The following is a 19,103-nucleotide window of genomic DNA, read 5'->3' on the forward strand; positions in this document are numbered from 1 at the left end:
ATACTTCTTTATAATAGAAAGCAAACAAATCAGGAGGGCTTCCCATGGACTATTCGCAGTATTCCCTTGCAAAAACCGGCTATCTCAAGGAGGATTTCCGGCTGTTTCATATCAATGACCGTACAGACCGGGAGTTTGAGTGGCATTATCATGATTTTCACAAGATCATCGTCTTTGTCTCTGGCAAAGTTACTTATCATATAGAAGGAAAAGCTTACCACCTCAAACCTCAGGACATTCTTCTGGTCAGCCAGGGTGCGATCCACAAGCCGGAGATCGACCCGGCGGTGCCATATGAACGCTATATTTTCTGGCTTCGTGAAGATCTGTCACGTCCGGAGCTCAACACCTGTTTCCAGAAAGCCAACGACCGCAGCTTCAACCTTGTCCGTCTGGATTCTGCCCTCCAGGAACGCCTCAAGGATCTGCTGCCCGAGATCGAGCAGTCCCTGCGTGGTGACCAGTTTGGGGATAATTTCTTAAGTGAGGCACTTTTTACACAGTTTATGGTCTACATCAACCGGATTTTCCTCAAAAGCAGTACTGCTCCAGACCGGAAATCCTACTCTTCGGACTCCCAGGTGGAGCAGCTTCTGAAATATATTAATCGAAATCTGGCAGAAGACCTCTCGATCGACAGTCTCGCCGGGAAGTTTTTCTTCAGCAAATATCATATGATGCGGAAATTCAAAGAAGAAACAGGCTACACGATCCACAACTACATCGTCAGCAAACGCCTGCTTCACGCCCGCTCTCTGATCTCCCAGGGAATGCCCATAATGAAAGCCGCCCAGATGAGCGGCTTTCGGGATTACACTACGTTTGTCCGTGCTTACAAAAAGCAGTTCGGAACAGTGCCAACACAGCGATGATCATTTTTCTTTTTCATAGAGGAATTCTTCTGGCAGGCTTACGTGGAAGTCTTTTGCCAGAGCACGGAAGTTATCCGGTGTGATAGTCTGGAGCTTGTTTGGTGACATGGAGAGGATCTTGACCAGGATCTCTGCAGATTTCTCTACTGTGTGGAGCAGACCGAATGTCAGGTCAAAATCTTCTCCGGAACAGAACATTCCGTGATGTGCCCAGATGACAACATCGTATTTTTTCATCAGTTCTGCTGTTTTGATAGCAATTTCTCTTCCGCCCGGAACCATCCAGCCGATCACTCCGACACCATCAGGGAACACAACCGGACACTCTGTTGCGGATTCCCACAGTTCTCTTGTGAATACCTTGTCTTCCAGTGGAAGTACGAAAGTCAGCGCGATCGTATTTGTGGTATGTGCATGGTAGATAACACGATGTCTTCCGTTTGTCAGTTTCTTCTTCACTTCATGGTTCATCAGATGAGTCGGAAGCTCACTGGTCGGTCTGCCGCCCTCGACAAGTCCCCAGCGGATCCTGTACTTCGTTCCTGTCTCATCCAGCTCGATGATCGCAAGACATACTTCCGGGTCCACGATGATGTTTCGGAAATATTTACCGCTTCCTGTCACAAGGAAAAACTCTCCTGCCAGACCCGGAACTTCCACTCCGATCTCTTCCCATTCTCCCGGTGCATTCAGTCGCGGTTTGATCATCTCTACTTCTTCCGGTTTCAGACGATAGCTTAAGTTTCCACCGTTTCTCTCATGCCATCCCTGCTGATAACCGTCATCTGCCATTTTGATAAAGCCTTTTACGAATTTAGATTCAAGAATTTTCATTTTAATACTCTCCTGTCTGTTTTTGTTGTTTTTGTATCTTTGTGGTTTTGTGTCTGTTTTATTTTAATTTTGTGTGGTTTCTTTTTGTTTATGTCTGCATTATATATTGTTTTATGTGGTTTGTAAAGAGGTTTTTTCAAAAAATAGTCACAAATCACATGTGGTTTTCACAGTTCTTTCTGCAATACTACACAAAACCACAAAAACAAAGCACCAAATTCATCAAGAAACATCACTTCAAAAGAAATGTTTCTTGATAGATTCAGTGCTTTTGTTTACAAGCATTTTATAACGTCAGGATCCTGTTTTTTGGTTTATTTCTGCGCCCATGGCTGTGTCTGAGTCTCTACTACAGTCACCGGATGTTCCAGAGCTTCATCCATCTTGAGGCAGATATACATATCCTGCAGTGCATCTGCCATTCCATAAAATTCTTCACCGCCGTTGATATACTCATGCATTTTTACCATACAGGAAGCAACTGCGATCTCGTCATCGTTGAATCTCGCATTGATAAACGGTGTACGGAACAAAAATTCCTCGCCCAGCATAACCGCATAATGTGACCATTCCTGATTTCCATATACGCCAAGATCAATCCTCCGAAGATCCTGTGTGACCGGAATATTCTGCGCATTCAGATAGCGAATAGTAAGATCATCGATCTCACCTCGTGTTCCCTGCACGGTAAGCTGTCTGGTGCGGATAAAAGAGTGATACTGCGCCGGGTCAGAAAAGTCGAAATATGCCACTTTGCCATTGTCGAATTCCATCGTCAGACGATCTCTGGAGCATTTGACAACCTCTCCATCAAAAACCATGCCATCTCTTCCATATGTTTCCGTCACATCAAACCAGTAACGTTTTCCGTAAATCCTGCAGTTCTCAAATCCTGTTCTAAGGAACTGCCGGATGATACTCGCACCGTGATAACCGTGGAGTGAAGAAATATTGATATTTTCTACCTCACCAAGCTTTCCATCACAGATTGCCTTGTACCAGGATGCATAGAGCGGCTGCAGGAAATACTGTTCTGCCACCTGCACTTTTGGCTGATATTTCTGATAAGCATCCCAGAGCTGATGCAGTGCTTCCACGTCTTCTCCCGGAGGTGTTTCCGTCAGCACCGGGATCCCTCTCTCAAATAAAGTGATCAGATTTTCTGTGACGATTCCTCTTTTGATTGCCATTACGACAAACTCCGGCTCTTTTTCCACAAGTTCATCCAGTGTATTGACTACTTTTACACCGAATTTTGCAGAAAAAGCCTCACCTTTTTCTTTACTTCTTATCATCACTGCTGCCAGATCAAACATTTCCGGCAGGGCTTTGGCAATGCGAATATAAAATTCTGCTCTCCAGCCGGAACCGATCAGTCCAAAACGAATTTTACTCACGTTTCTGTCCTCCCAAGATCATTTATGTCAACTAATTTTCATCACGGTACAGCGTATCCTCTGGATGCTTCCAGAATCTGATACCACTCATCATAAGAAAGTTCCAGTTCTGTCGCATCCACGGCTTTCTGGATTCTGTCTGCATTCATAGTTCCTGTGATCGCCGCAATTCTTACCGGATGAACAAACAGCCATGCGTAGATCACTGCGTCGATCGTAGTCTTATGCTCTTCTGCGATTGCCGTAAGTACAGTACGCAGACGTACAAATTTTTCATCGGTACTCTTAAATACATCACCACCTCCAAGCGGAGACCATGCCATCAGAGGGATTCTTCTTGTAAATGCATCGTCAACTACTCCATTAAAGAAGTTCTCAGTGTTTTTGACAGAAAGCTCCATCTGGTTCGTCACAAGCGGAATGTTCAGATAACTCTGAAGCATCGTCATCTGGGACGGCAAAAAGTTTGAAACACCAACATTCAGGGCTTTTCCCTGCTTTACAACAGTTTCCAATGCATCTGCAGTTTCTGCCGGATCAGCCAGCGGGTCAGGTCTGTGGATCAGTAGAAGATCTACATGATCTGTTCCCAGTTTTTCCAGAGATTCGTCCATTTCTTTCAGAATCTCTTCTTTTGTACTTTTATAGTAAATGGTCTTGTTTCCATAATGTCCCGGGCATACGATACCAGCTTTTGTGATAAGCTGCATCTTGTCCCTCAGTTCCGGACGTTTCCGAAGTACCGCATCTCCAAAGATTTTTTCACAGGTATAGCCGCCGTATACCGGTGCATGGTCAATGGAGGTCACTCCCATATCCAGACATTTTTCTACAAGATCCAAAAGTTCATTTTCGGTAAGATTGGAATCTGCGATTCTCATGCATCCCATAACTACCTGAGATAATTCCAGATTTTCTGATAATTTGATTTTTTTCATAATGCTCACTCCTGATGTTTATTATTTGTAACTGTTCAGTACCCTCACAGCTACTATTATTCTTTTACACCGCCGGTGGTCAGACCTGCGATGATCTTTTTCTGGAAAATAAGTACCAGAATGATAAGCGGAACGGTTACTACAACAGTCGCTGCCGCAATGTCGCCCCACGGAAGCTCGTAATTGCTCGGGAAAAGTGCAATACCTACCGGTACTGTCCTCATATTGTCATTTGTCATAAAAGTCAGTGCATACAGATACTCATTCCATGCATTGATAAAGACGATCAGTGCCACAGAAAAAGTTGCCGGTTTGATCAGAGGAAGCATGATCGTGAAGAAAATCTTACCTCTGGAACAGCCATCGATCGCTGCAGCCTCCTCAAATCCCTTCGGAAGCTGTGCAAAAAAGTTCGTCAGAAGCCAGATCGACAGGGGCAGGGCAAAGGTGATGTACGGAATGATCAGACCTGCATATGTATTGAGAAGCTTCAGGTTTTTCAGAAGAAGATAGATCGGGCTTAAGGTTGCGATCGTCGGGAACATGGAAATACTTAAGATCGCCATGAGCATGATCTTTTTACCTTTAAAGCGAAGTCTCGCAAGTGCATATGCTGCGGAAGCACCGATTAGAATGCTGAGTACCGTTGTGGAAAGTGCCACGATAAAACTGTTCAGCAGATATCTTCCAAATGGATGTTTCGTAAATACATTTTTGTAAAAGTCCCAGTGGACCTTGCTCGGGATCCACTTCGCCGGAATTGCTGAGATCTCCGACAGAGGTTTGATCGAAGTCATAAACTGCCAGAAGAAAGGAAGGACAATGATTCCGACAAAAACGATCACAAACACTGCGAATAAGATTTTTCCTGCTATGCTCTTTGATTTCTGCACAATGTCCACCTCCTACATCTCTGTCAGACGGTTTCCCATAAATTTCATATAGATCACGCTGATCAGGAATACAACTACAAAGATCAGCACTGCCAGGGAAGAACCATATCCAAAATCAAGGAATTTCATCAGGTTATTGTATGCGTACACAGACACACTCTCCGTTCCGTTCGCGCCTCCTGTCATAACGGAGATCAGGTCAAATACCCGGAAAGCATCCAGGGTACGGAACAGCATTGCCACGAGGACAGTCGTTTTGACGTTTGGAAGCGTGACATAAATGAAACGCTGAATTACATTTGCACCGTCAATCTTTGCCGCTTCATAGAGATCATCCGGAACCATCTGCAGCCCTGCAAGGATCAGAAGTGCCATATACGGCGCTGTTTTCCAGATATCCGTGATGACCAGCGCCATAAAGGAACCACTTGAAGTACTGAGCCATGCTTTGTAACCATCGATCACCCCAAGGCGGCACAATACATCATTAAAAAGTCCATACTGATCGTTGTAGATAAATTTCCACATCATTGCAGAAACAGAGGTCGGAATCGCCCACGGAATCAGGATTGCTGCCCGGACGAAGCCTTTTGCCTTGAATCCCTGATTCATGATCATCGCAGAAATAAAGCCGAGAATCGTCTCAAAAAATACTGTCACAACAGTAAATTTCAGTGTAAATACAAGTGCCGTCAATGCTCTGGAATCCTGAAAAATCTTTATATAATTTCCCAGTCCGACGAACGGATACCCGCTCGTCGGATCAGTCAGGACCATCTCATGGAGACTCAGCCAGAATGTACGAAGTATCGGATAAACCGCCACGATCGTCAGAACAATAAGAGCCGGTGTCATCATAATCCATGCATCCCTGGATTCTGTTTTTTCCAGTGAACCACGTCCCTTTTTCATTGTGCTCATTCCTCTCCCTTAAAATTTTATTATTTTGTAAGCTCTTCCAGTTCGCTCTGGAGTGTATCAAGTGCATCTTTGACTTCCATCTCGCCGGTGAGTGCCTGGTGTACATTTCTCTGGATCGCATCGGAAACTTTTGCATATTTTGGTGTCTGCGGTCTGGATTTTCCTGTTGCGATGATGTCTGCAAAATCAGAGTAGAATGGGATTGCTTCCAGGATATCAGCATCTTCATAAACAGATTTTACAACTGGCGGCTGAGAAGAGATCAGAGTCATTTCTTTCTGTGTATCTGCACTTGCCATGTAGGAAATGAAATCAGCTGCTGCCTCTTTGTGTGCATCGTCAACGTTGTTGTTGATCACAAGATCAAGTCCACCGAGGCAGGTGTGAGAATCTTCACCACTTGGTCCGACCGGAAGTGTAGTTGCGCCAATTTTTCCTGTCACCTTGGAACCTTCATCCTGTCCGCTTGACCAGAATCCTGACCAGTCACGTATGAAGAGGCATTTGCCTTCTTTGAATACCTGCTCACTCTCTGTTTCGGAATAAGTTGTGATTCCTTCCGGTGCATAATCATCAACAAGTTTCTTCATGATCTCTGTTGCTTCTACATTATTGTCGGAGTTTGCAACAGGAGTTCCGTTCTCGTCCAGAATATCTCCGCCATTGCCCCATACATATTCCACCCAGTTGCATACAAGAGATTCGGACTGTGCTGCCTGGAAATCAGCTCCATATTCCACGCCATCTACACCTTTTGCCTTGTCTGCCAGCTCCATCCAGCCTTCCCAGGTATCCGGAGCTTCTGCCCCCAGATCTTCAAGGACATCCGTACGATAGAAAAGGACACTTGAGTTTGTGAACCATGGCATTGCTACAAGTTTGCCATCAATCGTTGCACCTTCTACCGGACCTGTGAGCATTCCCTCTGTCAGAGAAGGATCTACCAGATCAGAGAGATCTGCCAGCCATCCTGCAGAACCAAACTCGCTGATATAAGTTACATCAAGTCCCATTACATCTACACTGGTATCTCCGGAAGCAAGCTTGTTTACAAAATCATCGTGAACTGTGTTTGCATCCTGCGGGAGAATGACAGTCTGTACTTCCACTTTGTCCTGGCTTTCGTTGTAGGCATCTACCATCTTCTGGGTTGCCTCGCCAACGCCCTGGTCAAAGGAAAATGAAATCGTTACCTTATCGTCTGCCTTTACTGCCAATGGTGCCGCAAAGATAGATGCGGTCATTGCTCCTGCTGACATAAGTGCTGCTGCTTTTTTCCACTGTTTTGTTTTCATGTTGTTTCCTCCTTCATGAATGAAAATATATATTGTGTTTTTTATAGATCTCTTAATTTAAGAATGTCTCTGAACTGTCGGAATGATATTTATACTTTTAGGAAAACGTTTACATTTAGTCGTAAAAAAATAAGGTTTCATCGTTTTTCCGTTTGTTATAATCACTAATATTTGTGATTTTCTTTTGTATAATCTGCATAATCTTTAGGGAAATCGCTTTCCTATTCGTTCAAAAGTAAGAGCTGCTCCTATACAGCTCTTCTTTCCTGTATTCAGTTCAGATTCTTTGTCGTGCTCCTTCGGATAATCTTGTGGGGCACATACTCCTTCATTGGTGCTTCTGTGCTGCCATCCATCAGTTCCCTGAGCATCTCCGCCGCCTTGACTCCCTCATCATAGTAAGAGATCCGCACGGTTGACAGCTCCGGCTTGATGTAAGTTGCAAATTCAGAATCATCAAATCCCATAATGGAAATATCATCTGGAATCTTCACTCTCATGTTGTCAAGATACTGGATTGCTCCTACTGCGATCACATCACTTCCGGTGACTACTGCCGTCGGGAGCTTACTGTTCTCCTCATAGAGCTTCTTCATTCCCTGATATCCCGCTTCAAAAGAAAAATCTCCCTGGGCAATGTAGGAATCCTTCACTTCTATTCCTGCTTCTTCCAGTGCTTTCTTATAGCCAATGACACGCTTCTTGCCAGATGAAAAGTCATTCTTCGGTCCGCCGAGATAGGCGATCCGCTCATGGCCATTGTCCAGAAGGAACTTCACCGCATCGTACATCGCCTCCACATTATTGTGGATCACAGTGTGCACTGCTTCCTCATCCTCCGAAGCTTCCTGTGTCACCAGGACTACCGGATAATTTCTCTTGCGCATGCGCTCTACCAGAGTGTGGTTTACATCAACTCCGGCAAAAAGCAGGCCTTCGATCTGCTTCTCCTCCAGAATTCCCAGTAATTTCAGTTCTTTCTCAAGTTCACCCTGTGATTCACAGAGGACAACAGTATAGCCTTCCTGTGCAAAAACACTGTTGATTCCCTTGGTGAGTTTACCAAAAACTGCATTGGAAATGTCCGGTACGATAATACCGATCGTATTGGTCTTCTTTGTGATCAATCCCTGTGCAAGGCTGTTGGGCTTGAAATGATTCTTCTCGATCACTTCGTAGACTCTGTCACGGAGTTCTGCACTTACCGGCTTCGTCTTATTGATCACCCTGGATACAGTCGCAATCGATACACCGGCTTCCCGGGCAATATCTTCTATCGTAACTGCCATTCTGATTCTCCTTGCTGGTTTGTTAGGAAAAGGTTTTCCTTACATGTGTCATAGTAGCACTCTCTTAAGTGAACGTCAATTGCTTTTTGGAAAAAAACACAACTTTGTATAGATTATATAAGTTATTCTTTTGGTTTTTGTGAATTGTGCATACATAAACTTCTCATTGAATCCCCTTTATCGCTATGTTAAAATGACGTTGTACAAAGTTATCACATCAAGGAGGACTCACCATGGAATTTCAGAAATTAATAGAAACCAGAAGAACTGTCCGCAAATATGCGGCTGACAGTAAAGTGACCAGAGAACAGATGGAAGCGCTGATCCGTGCCGCGCAGGAGGCTCCGTCCTGGAAAAACTCTCAGACAGGACGTTACTACTGTGTTCTTTCCAGAGAAATAGTCGACAAGATCCGTGCAACCTGCCTTCCGGGTGCGGGAAATGCGGGTAAATCCGAGAATGCTGCGCTGATCGTAACAACCTTCGTACATGACCGCGCCGGTTTCCAGAAAGATGGTACCGCCGACAATGAACTTGGAAACGGATGGGGATGCTATGATCTTGGTCTGCAGAATGAAAACCTGATCCTCAAAGCGGAAGATCTGGGACTTTCCACTCTGATCATGGGAATTCGTGAATCTGATAAACTCCGCGAACTCCTTGATATTCCAGAGACAGAAACTGTTGTGTCTGTTATTGCAGTTGGCAAGGCAGCCGAATCTCCGGCACGTCCGCCGCGCAAGGAACTGGATGCGATCGCGAAGTTCTTCTAATTCGTTGTCATAGACAACAAATACAAATTTAGCCAATTTTTGACTCTGTATTGTATCTTTTTTGTACATATGATACAATGAATTGTCAGGTGATGGCGATGAAGGCATTGCGTTTATTTGCGATGCCTTTTTTATACCCGAAACCTGTACAAAAGGGAAAGAAAGAGAGGAACTATTAATGAAAGAAAAGAAAAAAATGTCCCTGGCCATGCAGATTTTTATTGCACTGGTCCTGGCGATCATTGCTGGTCTTCTGATGCAGAGTCATGCCAGCTTCGCCGAATCTTACATCAAACCGTTTGGAACGATTTTCCTGAACCTGATCAAGTTTATCGTCGTTCCGATCGTACTGTTTTCCATCATGTGCGGTATCATTTCCATGAGTGATATCAAGAAAGTTGGATCTATCGGTCTCAAAACAGTTGTTTTTTATCTGTGCACAACTGCTTTTGCCGTTACAATCGGTCTAACCGGTGGAAACCTGTTCAAAGGACTGTTTCCTGTAGTTGCTACCACAGACCTGGCCTATGAGGCTGCTGAGGCAACTTCCTTCATGGATACGCTGGTAAATATTTTTCCATCCAACTTCGTTTCACCGATGGTAGAAGCAAACATGCTGCAGGTTATCGTAATGGCGATCATCCTTGGTTTCGCGATCATCCTCGTCGGTGAGAAAAACGTCCGCGTTGTAAACGCATTCAATGATCTGAATGAGATCTTTATGAAATGTATGGAAATGATCCTGAAACTGTCCCCGATCGGTGTCTTCTGCCTGCTGTGTCCGGTTATCGCAACCAACGGTCCGGCAATCATCGGTTCCCTGGCTATGGTACTTCTCGCAGCTTATATCTGCTATGTTGTACATGCTGTAGTTGTTTATTCACTGACTGTCGGAACACTCGGTGGAATGAGCCCGCTGAAATTCTTCAAGGGCATGCTTCCGGCGATCATGTTTGCATTCTCCAGTGCTTCTTCCGTAGGAACCCTGCCGATCAACCTGGAATGTACTGAGAAACTTGGTGCCAAACGTGAGATCGCATCCTTCGTACTTCCACTCGGTGCTACCATCAATATGGACGGTACTGCGATCTATCAGGGCGTCTGTGCGATCTTTATCGCATCCTGCTACGGAATCCATTTGACACTTTCTCAGATGCTGACTATCGTGCTCACAGCAACTCTCGCTTCTATCGGAACTGCTGGTGTGCCTGGTGCCGGTATGGTCATGCTTGCGATGGTGCTTACTTCTGTAGGTCTTCCGGTCGACGGTATCGCACTTGTTGCCGGTGTTGACCGTATCTTTGATATGGGACGTACCACTGTCAACATCACCGGTGATGCTGCCTGCACTATGGTCGTTTCCAACCTGGAATCAAAGAAAGATGCCCGCAGAGCAAAAGCTGGGAAATAAACTCTCTGATATTGAAAAATCAAATATCACCTATGCAAAAAGCTGCATCCTCATCGGAATCACTCCAACGGGGATGCAGCTTCTTTATTATCTGCTCTATTATGCTTTCATTAATTTACGTCCGCAGCACTGTTTGTATTTCTTGCCGCTTCCGCACGGGCATGGATCGTTCGGATAAATCTTGTCTTCTTTACGCTGAACAGGAGCTTTTGCGGAGGAATCATCCTTGTTGGTTCCTGTAACTTTGGCAACCTGCTCACGCTCTGCCTTCTGCTCTACATTTACATGATACAGCATACGGACAGTATCTTCCTGGATCGCACTGATCATGTTGTTGAACATCTCGTAAGCGCTCATCTTGTACTCAACAACCGGATCTCTCTGACCATATCCTACAAGGCCGATTCCCTGACGGAGAATCTCCATGTCGTCGATGTGATCCATCCACTTGCTGTCGATGCATTTCAGGAGAACGACACGTTCCAGTTCACGAAGCTGCTCTGCTTCCGGGAACTCTGCTTCTTTGGCTTCGTAGAGTTTGACAGCCTTTTCTTTGATCTCGTGCTTGATCTCGTCTTTCTTCTTGCCTTTGACATCTTCCTTAGTTAAAGCCTTGATCGGGATGATCGGGAGCAGTGCTGTGTTGAACTCATCCAGATCCCACTCTTCGGAATCTACATCATCGGAGAAGCACATATCTACAGTACTGTCTACGATATCTGTGATCATCTTGTAGATGGCATCGCGCATGTTCTCTCCATCCAGTACCTGACGGCGCTCTGCATAAATGATCTCACGCTGCTCGTTATTTACCTGGTCGTAATCGAGAAGGTTTTTACGGATACCGAAGTTGTTGAACTCGATCTTCTCCTGTGCCTTCTGGATCGCGTTGGAAAGCATCTTGTGTTCGATCTGCTCATTCTCTGCAACACCGAGGGATGTAAATACTTTCATCAGTCGCTCAGAACCGAACAGACGCATCAGGTCATCCTCAAGAGAGATATAGAAACGAGATTCACCCGGATCTCCCTGACGACCGGAACGTCCACGGAGCTGGTTATCAATACGTCTGGATTCATGACGCTCTGTACCGATGATCTTGAGACCGCCGGCTTCTCTTGCAACGTCATCGAGCTTGATATCGGTACCACGACCTGCCATGTTGGTCGCGATGGTAACAGCACCGGACTGACCTGCCTGTGCAACGATCTCTGCCTCAAGTTCATGGAACTTCGCATTCAGGACTTTATGCGGGATTCCCTCGCGGCGGAGCATCTTGCTGATGAGCTCGGAAGTCTCGATGGTGATCGTACCAACCAGTACCGGCTGTTTCTTTGCATATGCTTCCTTAACAGCCTCTACGACTGCGTTGAATTTCTCTTTCTTGGTCATGTATACGGCATCTTCGAGGTCTTTACGCTGTACCGGTCTATTGGTCGGGATCTCTACAACGTCCATTCCATAGATATCACGGAATTCTTTCTCCTCGGTAAGTGCTGTACCGGTCATACCGCCCTTCTTGTCATATTTGTTGAAGAAGTTCTGGAATGTGATAGTAGCAAGAGTCTTGCTCTCTCTCTTGACCTTGACATGCTCTTTTGCTTCGATTGCCTGATGAAGTCCGTCAGAATAACGGCGACCCGGCATGATACGTCCGGTAAACTCATCTACGATCAGGATCTCGTCATCCTTAACTACGTAATCCTGGTCCTTATGCATCAGGTTGTGTGCACGGAGTGCAAGGATGATATTGTGCTGGATCTCCAGGTTCTCCGGATCTGCCAGGTTCTCGATATTGAAGAATTTCTCAACCTTCTTGACACCCTGCTCGGTGAGGTTGACGATCTTGTCCTTCTCATTGACAACGAAATCACCAGTCTCGACAACTTCCTCACCCATGATAGCTGCCATCTTGGTCATCTCATGGCTGGCTTCACCACGCTCAAGCTGCTGTGCCAGGATATCGCATACTTCGTAAAGTTTGGTGGATTTGCCGCTCTGTCCGGAAATGATAAGAGGTGTACGTGCCTCGTCGATCAGGACGGAGTCGATCTCATCGATAATGCAATAGTGCAGATCTCTCTGTACAAGCTGCTCTTTGTAGATAACCATGTTGTCACGAAGATAATCGAATCCAAGTTCGTTGTTTGTTACATAAGTAATGTCGCATCCGTATGCTGCACGGCGCTCTTCCGGTTTCATGTCGTTGAGGACAACGCCTACAGTCAGTCCGAGGAATTCATGGACTTTACCCATCCACTCAGCATCTCGTTTTGCCAGGTAGTCGTTGACAGTTACGATATGGACACCCTTGCCTTCGAGAGCATTCAGGTATGCAGGAAGGGTAGACACGAGGGTCTTACCTTCACCAGTCTTCATCTCAGCGATACGACCCTGATGGAGAATGACACCACCGATGATCTGTACACGGTAATGCTCCATGCCAAGAACTCGTTTCGCACCTTCACGAACAACTGCAAAAGCCTCCGGAAGAAGATCATCCAGTGTCTCTCCCTCGTCCAGACGTTTACGGAATTCTCTGGTCTTGTCTCTCAGCTGTTCATCTGTTAATTTCTGCATTTCCGGGCGAAGAGATTCTGTTTTCTCTACCAGTGGCATGATTCTCTTTACCTCATGCTCACTACGTGTCCCGAATACTTTTGAAAATATATTCATACTTTACTCCTGTTTGTCTTTATTCTTGTTTGTTCTTCTTATTTCCCATTCTACAACTCCTGCCCACGGTTTCATGACCGCCCGGCAGTTACTCGTTATGGCTTACTTAACACCTTAACGTCACATCTTCTCTATTTTACCACTTTCATAGAGGGAAAACAATGAATTTTTAATAAACAAAATGTGTCCAGATTTTTGGCAAATCCGCTCCTGTTCGTTAGTGCTAACTTTTTCTTGTCATACACAGACAGATATGCTATGATTGATTCTATATGGGAACCTGTAAACCGTAACAAACTAACATTTATCTAAGACAGAGGTTTATTTATTTGAAGAAAAAAGAACTGACATTTATCATTAGTATCGTGGTGTTCGCCCTGGTTCTGTGGGGCGGGATGTATCTGGTGCGTCAGGGGCATTACGGTTCGATCCGGATCACGGTAGATGGTGAAGAATATGGCACGTATTCTCTTTCAAAGGATCAGGTGATCTCCATCGGAGATACCAATATATGCAAAATAAAAAACGGCGAGGTCAAAATGATCGAGGCCGACTGTCCGGACCATCTCTGCCTAAAACAGAAAGCCGTTGACAGCACCGGCGGAACGATCGTCTGCCTGCCGAACAAAGTTGTGATCGAGGGGGAAAAGGGTTCCGGTTCCGATGAAACCTCACCGGAATTTGACACTGTTGTCTGACCCTTATTCTACTTTACAAAGGAAAACATTATGAACCAGAAAAAAATCGCCAATCTAGGACTGTTTGCCGCAGTTGCGATCATCTTTGGCTATGTAGAATCGCTGATCCCGTTTTTTGCGGGGATTCCGGGAATGAAACTTGGACTTGCAAACCTTGCGGTACTTTTTATCCTTGAGAAATATACATGGAAGGAAGCGGCACTTGTCTCCGCTGTGAGGATCGTTGTGATCGGGTTTATGTTTGGAAATCTGTTCAGTATCCTCTACAGCCTCGCCGGGGCTGCACTCAGTCTTACCGTTATGACTCTTATGAAGAAAAAATCTGGCTTCAGCATTCTTGGAATCAGCGTCGCCGGGGGCGTGTCACATAATATCGGGCAGCTTATTATTGCGAGTCTGATCACGATGACGTCCGGGCTGATTTATTATGCGCCGGCGCTGTTGATCTCCGGGGTGATCACCGGATTGCTGATCGGGACTCTGACAAGTGAGGTTTTGAAACGTATTCGGTTCTAGGAAAAACCCAAGGGGACGGGTACAATGGCACTAAATCGCCACTGTACCCGTCCCCTTGGTCTTATGCATCGTTTTTAAAGTATAATTCATTTCTCGATGCTCAAAATAATTTTAACACCAAAATAAAGCATCGCAAAATCACATTTGCTCCTGAACTATTGCACAACCTTTACGGTGTAGGTGTTCTTCATTAACTCAAATCGTTCTTTCATCCCGTCCGTCAAATAGATATTCTTGTCTTCATCCACAAACATTGCATCTGCATCATATTTCTCCAGCAGTTCCATTGCATCATCCATTCCAAGAACGAAACATGCGGTGGAGAGTCCGTCTGCCAGAAGTCCATTGTCGCAGACGATCGTCACGGAATCTAATCCGTTCCATACCGGATAGCCCGTCTTCGGGTCCAGGATGTGGTGGTAGCGTTTGCCGTCTTCCATGAAATATTTCTCGTAATCACCGGAGGTAGAAAGGAACTCGCCGCCTTTGATCGTGATCGCGCCGAGATAATCACCTTCTGTGTCTCTCGGGTCTGTGACTGCTACTTTCCATGGAGAATCGTCTGGTTTCTGTCCATAAGCCATGACACTGCTGCCGCCCAGGTTCAGGATCATTCCCTCGACTTCTTTCTGGTCTTTGAGAAATTCTGAGATCACATCGCAACCAATCCCCTTGCCGGTCGCACCCAGATCCAGAGTGGTATCCTCTGCCAGAGTGACTTTGTTCCCATCCAGAGTCACGTTCTGATAGCCAACATCCTTAAGAAGTGCTTCAAGCTCGGACTGCTCCGGCACATGCGGGTCCTCGCCGTCGATATCCCACAGACGGATCACCTTGCCAAGTGTCGGATCGAAAGCTCCACCTGAATCATCAGCAAGCTGCTCGATCTGTGCAAGATACCCGGCAAGCTCATCGGAAACTTCTGTCGTCTCCCCCGCTGCCGCATTCAGCTTCGAAATCTGTGAGTCCTCGTCCGTCCAGGACAGAAGTCCGTTTTCGATCTCCCGGAGCTTGTTTCCGATCTCTGCGTTCAGGTCATCTCCTGTTGTATACAGCGTCTCAGAAACTACCGTATCCATCGCAAAATCTGTATTTGTATATTTCTCCGCATCTTTCGCCAGAACCGGCACTGCTCCCATAAGCGTGCCACAAAGCATCACACCTGTCAGTGTACAGGCGATTTTTTTATGAAAATTACGCATATATTTCTCCTTTATAACCGAAATACGCATCCGCTGTAACATACAACGAATGCGTTTTAATTTTTCGGTTATATCTTACCACAGTTTTGTTTTTGCGGCAAGTTATATATTATTAACTTGTTACTATTCGCAGTAACTTCACCATTATTTTGAAACAGCTGCACTTTTCTCTCGCTTCACTGGTGTTTTTGAAACTGCTGCTTCTTCTTTCAGTTCCTCCACTTCCTGTCCGATCTGGATATTCTTACGCGGGCAGGTTGCCTCGCACGCATGACAGCAGATACATTCACCGGAAAGAGGGGTATCTCCGTCAATATCAAGATGTGCAGGGCAGCGTTTTTTGCAGAGACCGCATTTGGCAGGGCATTTGGAACGTTCTCTTTTGAATAACGCTGACGGCAGGATCGGCATCAGCGCAAAAACAGCTCCCATCGGGCACAGGAACTGGCAGAAGAAACGCTCCTGTGTACACATGCCGACCAGGATCAGGACAAGTAAGATGATTCCGATCTTGTAAGAGGCATTTGGAAGTTTCCGCGCTGTCAGCATGGAAAATACATCCCACGGGCTCATTCCCTGGAGGTTTGCATACCATCCGGTGAAAATGGAAAGGAGGATAAATGCCAGAAGGATATATTTCACTTTCTGCAGACAGCGAACCACTTTTTCCGGATATCCATGTCTGCCTTTCTTATGAAAAACTTTCTGGCGGATAAATAAGGTCAGCTCGTACATGGCATCTCCCAGAGAACCAAAGGCACACGCATATCCGCAGAAATGTCTTCCGAACAGTACCGTGATCAGAAGCAGTGCGCCTGTAACATCGAGGAAGGAATTCCATGTCACCGGCTGTCCTGCCGCAATCGCCTGAAAGATCGACTTAACTCCCGCAAACGCGGTGGAAAAAAGTGCCGGTGCCACAATGAAAAATACAAGCTGTATGGCAGCCCGGATCAGACGGACTTTTCTCTGCCTTTTTTTCATCAGTTTTCCGCCTTTCCTAATGCATCTACAACTGCATTGATGATTCCGGTAGAGCTGAAGGTTGCTCCGGAAATGGTATCAACATCTGTACTCTGTGCGGAGAGAATGGAGCTGATAACGCCCTCTCCCGGTGAGAGATAAGCAGAATCCTCGCCCGGTGCGCTTGTCACCTGGATGTCGGTGATCTCATCGCTGGCAAGTGTTACCTGAACCTGAATGGTTCCACCAAATCCCTGTGCTTCACCTGTGTAGGTTCCGTCTTTGTATACATTATCAGCATCAGATGTGTCTGCATTGCTGCTGTCCGCAGCTGTGATATCACCTGCTGTCTCCTTTGAAGAAGCGTTTGCGGCTGCAGCCTTGGCTTCTTCCTGCGCTTTTGCCGCATCTTCGAGGGCAGTCAGCATTTCCTGCTGCTGTTCTTCCAGCGCACTCACGCGGTCTGTAAGCTCTGTGATCTCCTGTGCCTGTGTATCATTTTTCTGCATAAAATTATAGCCCAGGACTGCGCCGATGATCAGGATCAGGCACAGAACTCGCATATAAAAACTATGGTATTTCATTTTTTCTCGTTACTCCTGTTGATTATTTTTTAATATGTGTTAATTCTGAGCCTGACTCAGTGCATTCTGAAATGCCTGAATAATGCCCTGTGAGGAAAAAGTTGCCCCAGATACAGCATCCAGACCGTCAGCTGACTGACTTCCCATTACCTGATTATAAATAGAATTCCATGCTTCATCAAAATACTCTTCATCATCAAGTGTACTGTAGGATGCTTCAACAATCTGTCCTCCAGAGATAGTAACTGTTACTGTTACGCTTCCTGCTCCATAATTTCCGGCTCCGCTTCCCGTGTAAGTTCCATCTCTGTATCTTCCTGCCGGTTCTTCAGTCGGTTCCGGTGTTGGAGTCTCTGTCGGAACAGCAGTCGGTTCCGGTGTTGGAGTTGCTTCTGGTATTACCGTTGGAGTTGGTGTAACAGTAATTTCCGGTGTCACTGTTGGAACTGGGGTTTCTGTTGGGGTTGGCGTAATTTTTGCACCTTCCAGTGCTTTCTGGGTTCCACCAAGAATTCCATTCGAAGAATACGTTGCTCCGCTTACGGTATCAATTCCATCTACAGACTGTTTTTCCAGAATTGCAGGCTGTAATACTTTCCATGCTTTCTTAAAGAAAGAATCTGTGTCTGTGTTCGTATTCGTCAGTTCTATAATTTTTCCATCCTTAATAGTTACTGTAATATAGACAAATCCAGAATACCCTCTTGCTCTCCCTGTGTAAGTACCATCCTGATATTCAGAAGTTGGTGTATCTGGTTCTGGGATATCTGGTTCTGCTGTCGGAGTAGGCGTAGCTGTTGGTTTCACAGTCGGTTTGGCAGTTGTTGTCTCTGCTTTCGCCAGTGCTTTCTGAGCAGCTTCCAGAATACCATTGGATGAGAAAGTTGCTCCACTTACGGTATCTACGCCATATACGCCCTGCTTCTTGAGAATTGCAGGCTGAATCTTAGACCATGCTTTGCTAAAATATTCCTTCGTATCTGTATTTGTATTTGTGATTTTTGTGATTTTTCCGTTTTTGATGGTAATTGTCACTTTAACCGGTCCGTCAAAGCCTTCTGCTTCTGCGCTGTATGTTCCGTCTTTATAGGTCACATTTTCTGCCGGTTTCGGAATAGATGCCGGTTTTGGTGTTGGTTTTGCTGTTACGACCGGCTTCACGGTTGGTGTCGGTGTTGTCTTTGCATCTGTATTCGCCGCTTTTGACAGAGCATCCTGTACTGCCTGAATGATTCCATTGGAGGAATAGGTTGCTCCACTGACAGCATCAACATTCGGAGTCTGACCGGAGATCATCCTGCTGATCACCCCCTGTGCAGAGGCAAAATAAGAAGGAGTTTCGCCGGAGGCACTCAGAACATCAATCGAAGTAATTTTTCCACCGGAAATCGTTACCTGAACACTGACCGTGCCTCCAAATCCTGTGCCGCTTCCCTGATAAGTACCATCCTTATATCCGCCTTCCGGAACGGATACAGTCGGAGTAGATGTAGTTCCCTGTCCTGTCGCAGAAGTTTTCTGAGATTCATCCGGAAGTGTTTTTGCCGTTCCTTTTTTGATTCCGGCTTTTGCCTTTTTGGAAGCAGTTTTGCCTGTTTTTGCTGAAGAAGAAGTTCCATCTGAAAAATCCTCATAGGAATATGCTGTTGTAATCAGCCCGGTCAGTTCTTCTGCATCCTTAACATCGGCACTCTCTGACTGTACTTTCTGCGTACTTCCGGCCTTTCCCTGAACACCAGTCACCGCCACTGCTGCGATCACTGCCGCTGCCGGAAGAAGCTTGATATAATTTTTTCTGTCCGGAAAATCCTTTTTGTCCTGTTTTTTCATAGTGTCTCCTG

General features: G+C 45.7%; 17 protein-coding genes. 5 read left to right on the forward strand and 12 right to left on the reverse strand.

Annotation, left to right across the window (positions count from 1 at the left end; genetic code table 11):
* The first annotated feature begins 44 nt into the window (after positions 1 to 44).
* Positions 45 to 872 (forward strand): helix-turn-helix domain-containing protein, encoded by an 828-nt coding sequence (locus WMO75_RS01410; protein ID WP_022214045.1) that lies wholly within the window; start codon positions 45 to 47, stop codon positions 870 to 872.
* Here WMO75_RS01410 and rhaD read toward each other — a convergent pair whose 3' ends face one another.
* The 7 genes from rhaD to WMO75_RS01445 form a co-directional block, all read right to left on the reverse strand.
* A complete protein-coding gene (gene rhaD / locus WMO75_RS01415; RefSeq protein WP_022214046.1) occupies positions 873 to 1,706 on the reverse strand; it encodes a rhamnulose-1-phosphate aldolase in 834 nt (277 codons plus the stop codon).
* A 314-nt stretch (positions 1,707 to 2,020) separates the two neighbouring features.
* Positions 2,021 to 3,103, reverse strand: a complete 1,083-nt coding sequence (locus WMO75_RS01420; protein ID WP_303217094.1) for a Gfo/Idh/MocA family protein — start codon at positions 3,101 to 3,103, stop codon at positions 2,021 to 2,023.
* Between the two features lie 41 nt (positions 3,104 to 3,144).
* A complete protein-coding gene (locus WMO75_RS01425) occupies positions 3,145 to 4,041 on the reverse strand; it encodes an aldo/keto reductase (RefSeq protein WP_022214048.1) in 897 nt (298 codons plus the stop codon).
* 56 nt (positions 4,042 to 4,097) lie between these two features.
* The gene (locus WMO75_RS01430) at positions 4,098 to 4,934 is read right to left on the reverse strand and encodes a carbohydrate ABC transporter permease (RefSeq protein WP_022214049.1); all 837 of its coding nucleotides are present in this window, start codon (positions 4,932 to 4,934) and stop codon (positions 4,098 to 4,100) included.
* A 12-nt stretch (positions 4,935 to 4,946) separates the two neighbouring features.
* Positions 4,947 to 5,855, reverse strand: a complete 909-nt coding sequence (locus tag WMO75_RS01435; protein ID WP_199611789.1) for a carbohydrate ABC transporter permease — start codon at positions 5,853 to 5,855, stop codon at positions 4,947 to 4,949.
* A gap of 20 nt (positions 5,856 to 5,875) precedes the next feature.
* Positions 5,876 to 7,150 (reverse strand): ABC transporter substrate-binding protein, encoded by a 1,275-nt coding sequence (locus tag WMO75_RS01440; RefSeq protein WP_022214051.1) that lies wholly within the window; start codon positions 7,148 to 7,150, stop codon positions 5,876 to 5,878.
* Between the two features lie 272 nt (positions 7,151 to 7,422).
* Positions 7,423 to 8,439: a LacI family DNA-binding transcriptional regulator gene (locus tag WMO75_RS01445; protein ID WP_022214052.1), complete on the reverse strand. Its 1,017-nt coding sequence runs from the start codon at positions 8,437 to 8,439 to the stop codon at positions 7,423 to 7,425.
* A gap of 233 nt (positions 8,440 to 8,672) precedes the next feature.
* Here WMO75_RS01445 and WMO75_RS01450 point away from each other — a divergent pair, with 233 nt between their 5' ends.
* Positions 8,673 to 9,212, forward strand: a complete 540-nt coding sequence (locus WMO75_RS01450) for a nitroreductase family protein (protein ID WP_118698470.1) — start codon at positions 8,673 to 8,675, stop codon at positions 9,210 to 9,212.
* Between the two features lie 178 nt (positions 9,213 to 9,390).
* Positions 9,391 to 10,623 carry a dicarboxylate/amino acid:cation symporter gene (locus WMO75_RS01455; protein ID WP_118698469.1) on the forward strand — a complete coding sequence of 411 codons (1,233 nt, stop codon included), beginning with the start codon at positions 9,391 to 9,393 and terminating at the stop codon, positions 10,621 to 10,623.
* A 99-nt stretch (positions 10,624 to 10,722) separates the two neighbouring features.
* Here WMO75_RS01455 and secA read toward each other — a convergent pair whose 3' ends face one another.
* The gene (gene secA, locus WMO75_RS01460) at positions 10,723 to 13,299 is read right to left on the reverse strand and encodes a preprotein translocase subunit SecA (RefSeq protein WP_118251843.1); all 2,577 of its coding nucleotides are present in this window, start codon (positions 13,297 to 13,299) and stop codon (positions 10,723 to 10,725) included.
* 329 nt (positions 13,300 to 13,628) lie between these two features.
* Here secA and WMO75_RS01465 point away from each other — a divergent pair, with 329 nt between their 5' ends.
* Positions 13,629 to 13,997 (forward strand): NusG domain II-containing protein, encoded by a 369-nt coding sequence (locus WMO75_RS01465; RefSeq protein WP_349077504.1) that lies wholly within the window; start codon positions 13,629 to 13,631, stop codon positions 13,995 to 13,997.
* A gap of 30 nt (positions 13,998 to 14,027) precedes the next feature.
* The gene (locus WMO75_RS01470; RefSeq protein WP_022214058.1) at positions 14,028 to 14,513 is read left to right on the forward strand and encodes a Gx transporter family protein; all 486 of its coding nucleotides are present in this window, start codon (positions 14,028 to 14,030) and stop codon (positions 14,511 to 14,513) included.
* Positions 14,514 to 14,668: 155 nt separating this feature from the next.
* Here the strand turns inward: WMO75_RS01470 and WMO75_RS01475 are convergent, their stop codons facing one another.
* The 4 genes from WMO75_RS01475 to WMO75_RS01490 all read right to left on the reverse strand — a co-directional run bounded on the left by WMO75_RS01475 (position 14,669) and on the right by WMO75_RS01490 (position 19,092).
* Positions 14,669 to 15,715: an FAD:protein FMN transferase gene (locus WMO75_RS01475; RefSeq protein WP_303223675.1), complete on the reverse strand. Its 1,047-nt coding sequence runs from the start codon at positions 15,713 to 15,715 to the stop codon at positions 14,669 to 14,671.
* Between the two features lie 144 nt (positions 15,716 to 15,859).
* Complete coding sequence (locus WMO75_RS01480; RefSeq protein ID WP_303223671.1) at positions 15,860 to 16,699, reverse strand: 4Fe-4S binding protein; 840 nt, start codon at positions 16,697 to 16,699, stop codon at positions 15,860 to 15,862.
* Complete coding sequence (locus WMO75_RS01485; protein ID WP_303223670.1) at positions 16,699 to 17,262, reverse strand: FMN-binding protein; 564 nt, start codon at positions 17,260 to 17,262, stop codon at positions 16,699 to 16,701. The genes WMO75_RS01480 and WMO75_RS01485 overlap by 1 nt, the downstream gene beginning before the upstream one ends.
* A gap of 39 nt (positions 17,263 to 17,301) precedes the next feature.
* The gene (locus WMO75_RS01490) at positions 17,302 to 19,092 is read right to left on the reverse strand and encodes an FMN-binding protein (protein ID WP_022214062.1); all 1,791 of its coding nucleotides are present in this window, start codon (positions 19,090 to 19,092) and stop codon (positions 17,302 to 17,304) included.
* Positions 19,093 to 19,103 lie beyond the last annotated feature (11 nt).

It is taken from the genome of Blautia intestinihominis, assembly GCF_040096655.1.
Taxonomy (GTDB): Bacteria; Bacillota; Clostridia; order Lachnospirales; family Lachnospiraceae; genus Blautia_A; species Blautia_A intestinihominis.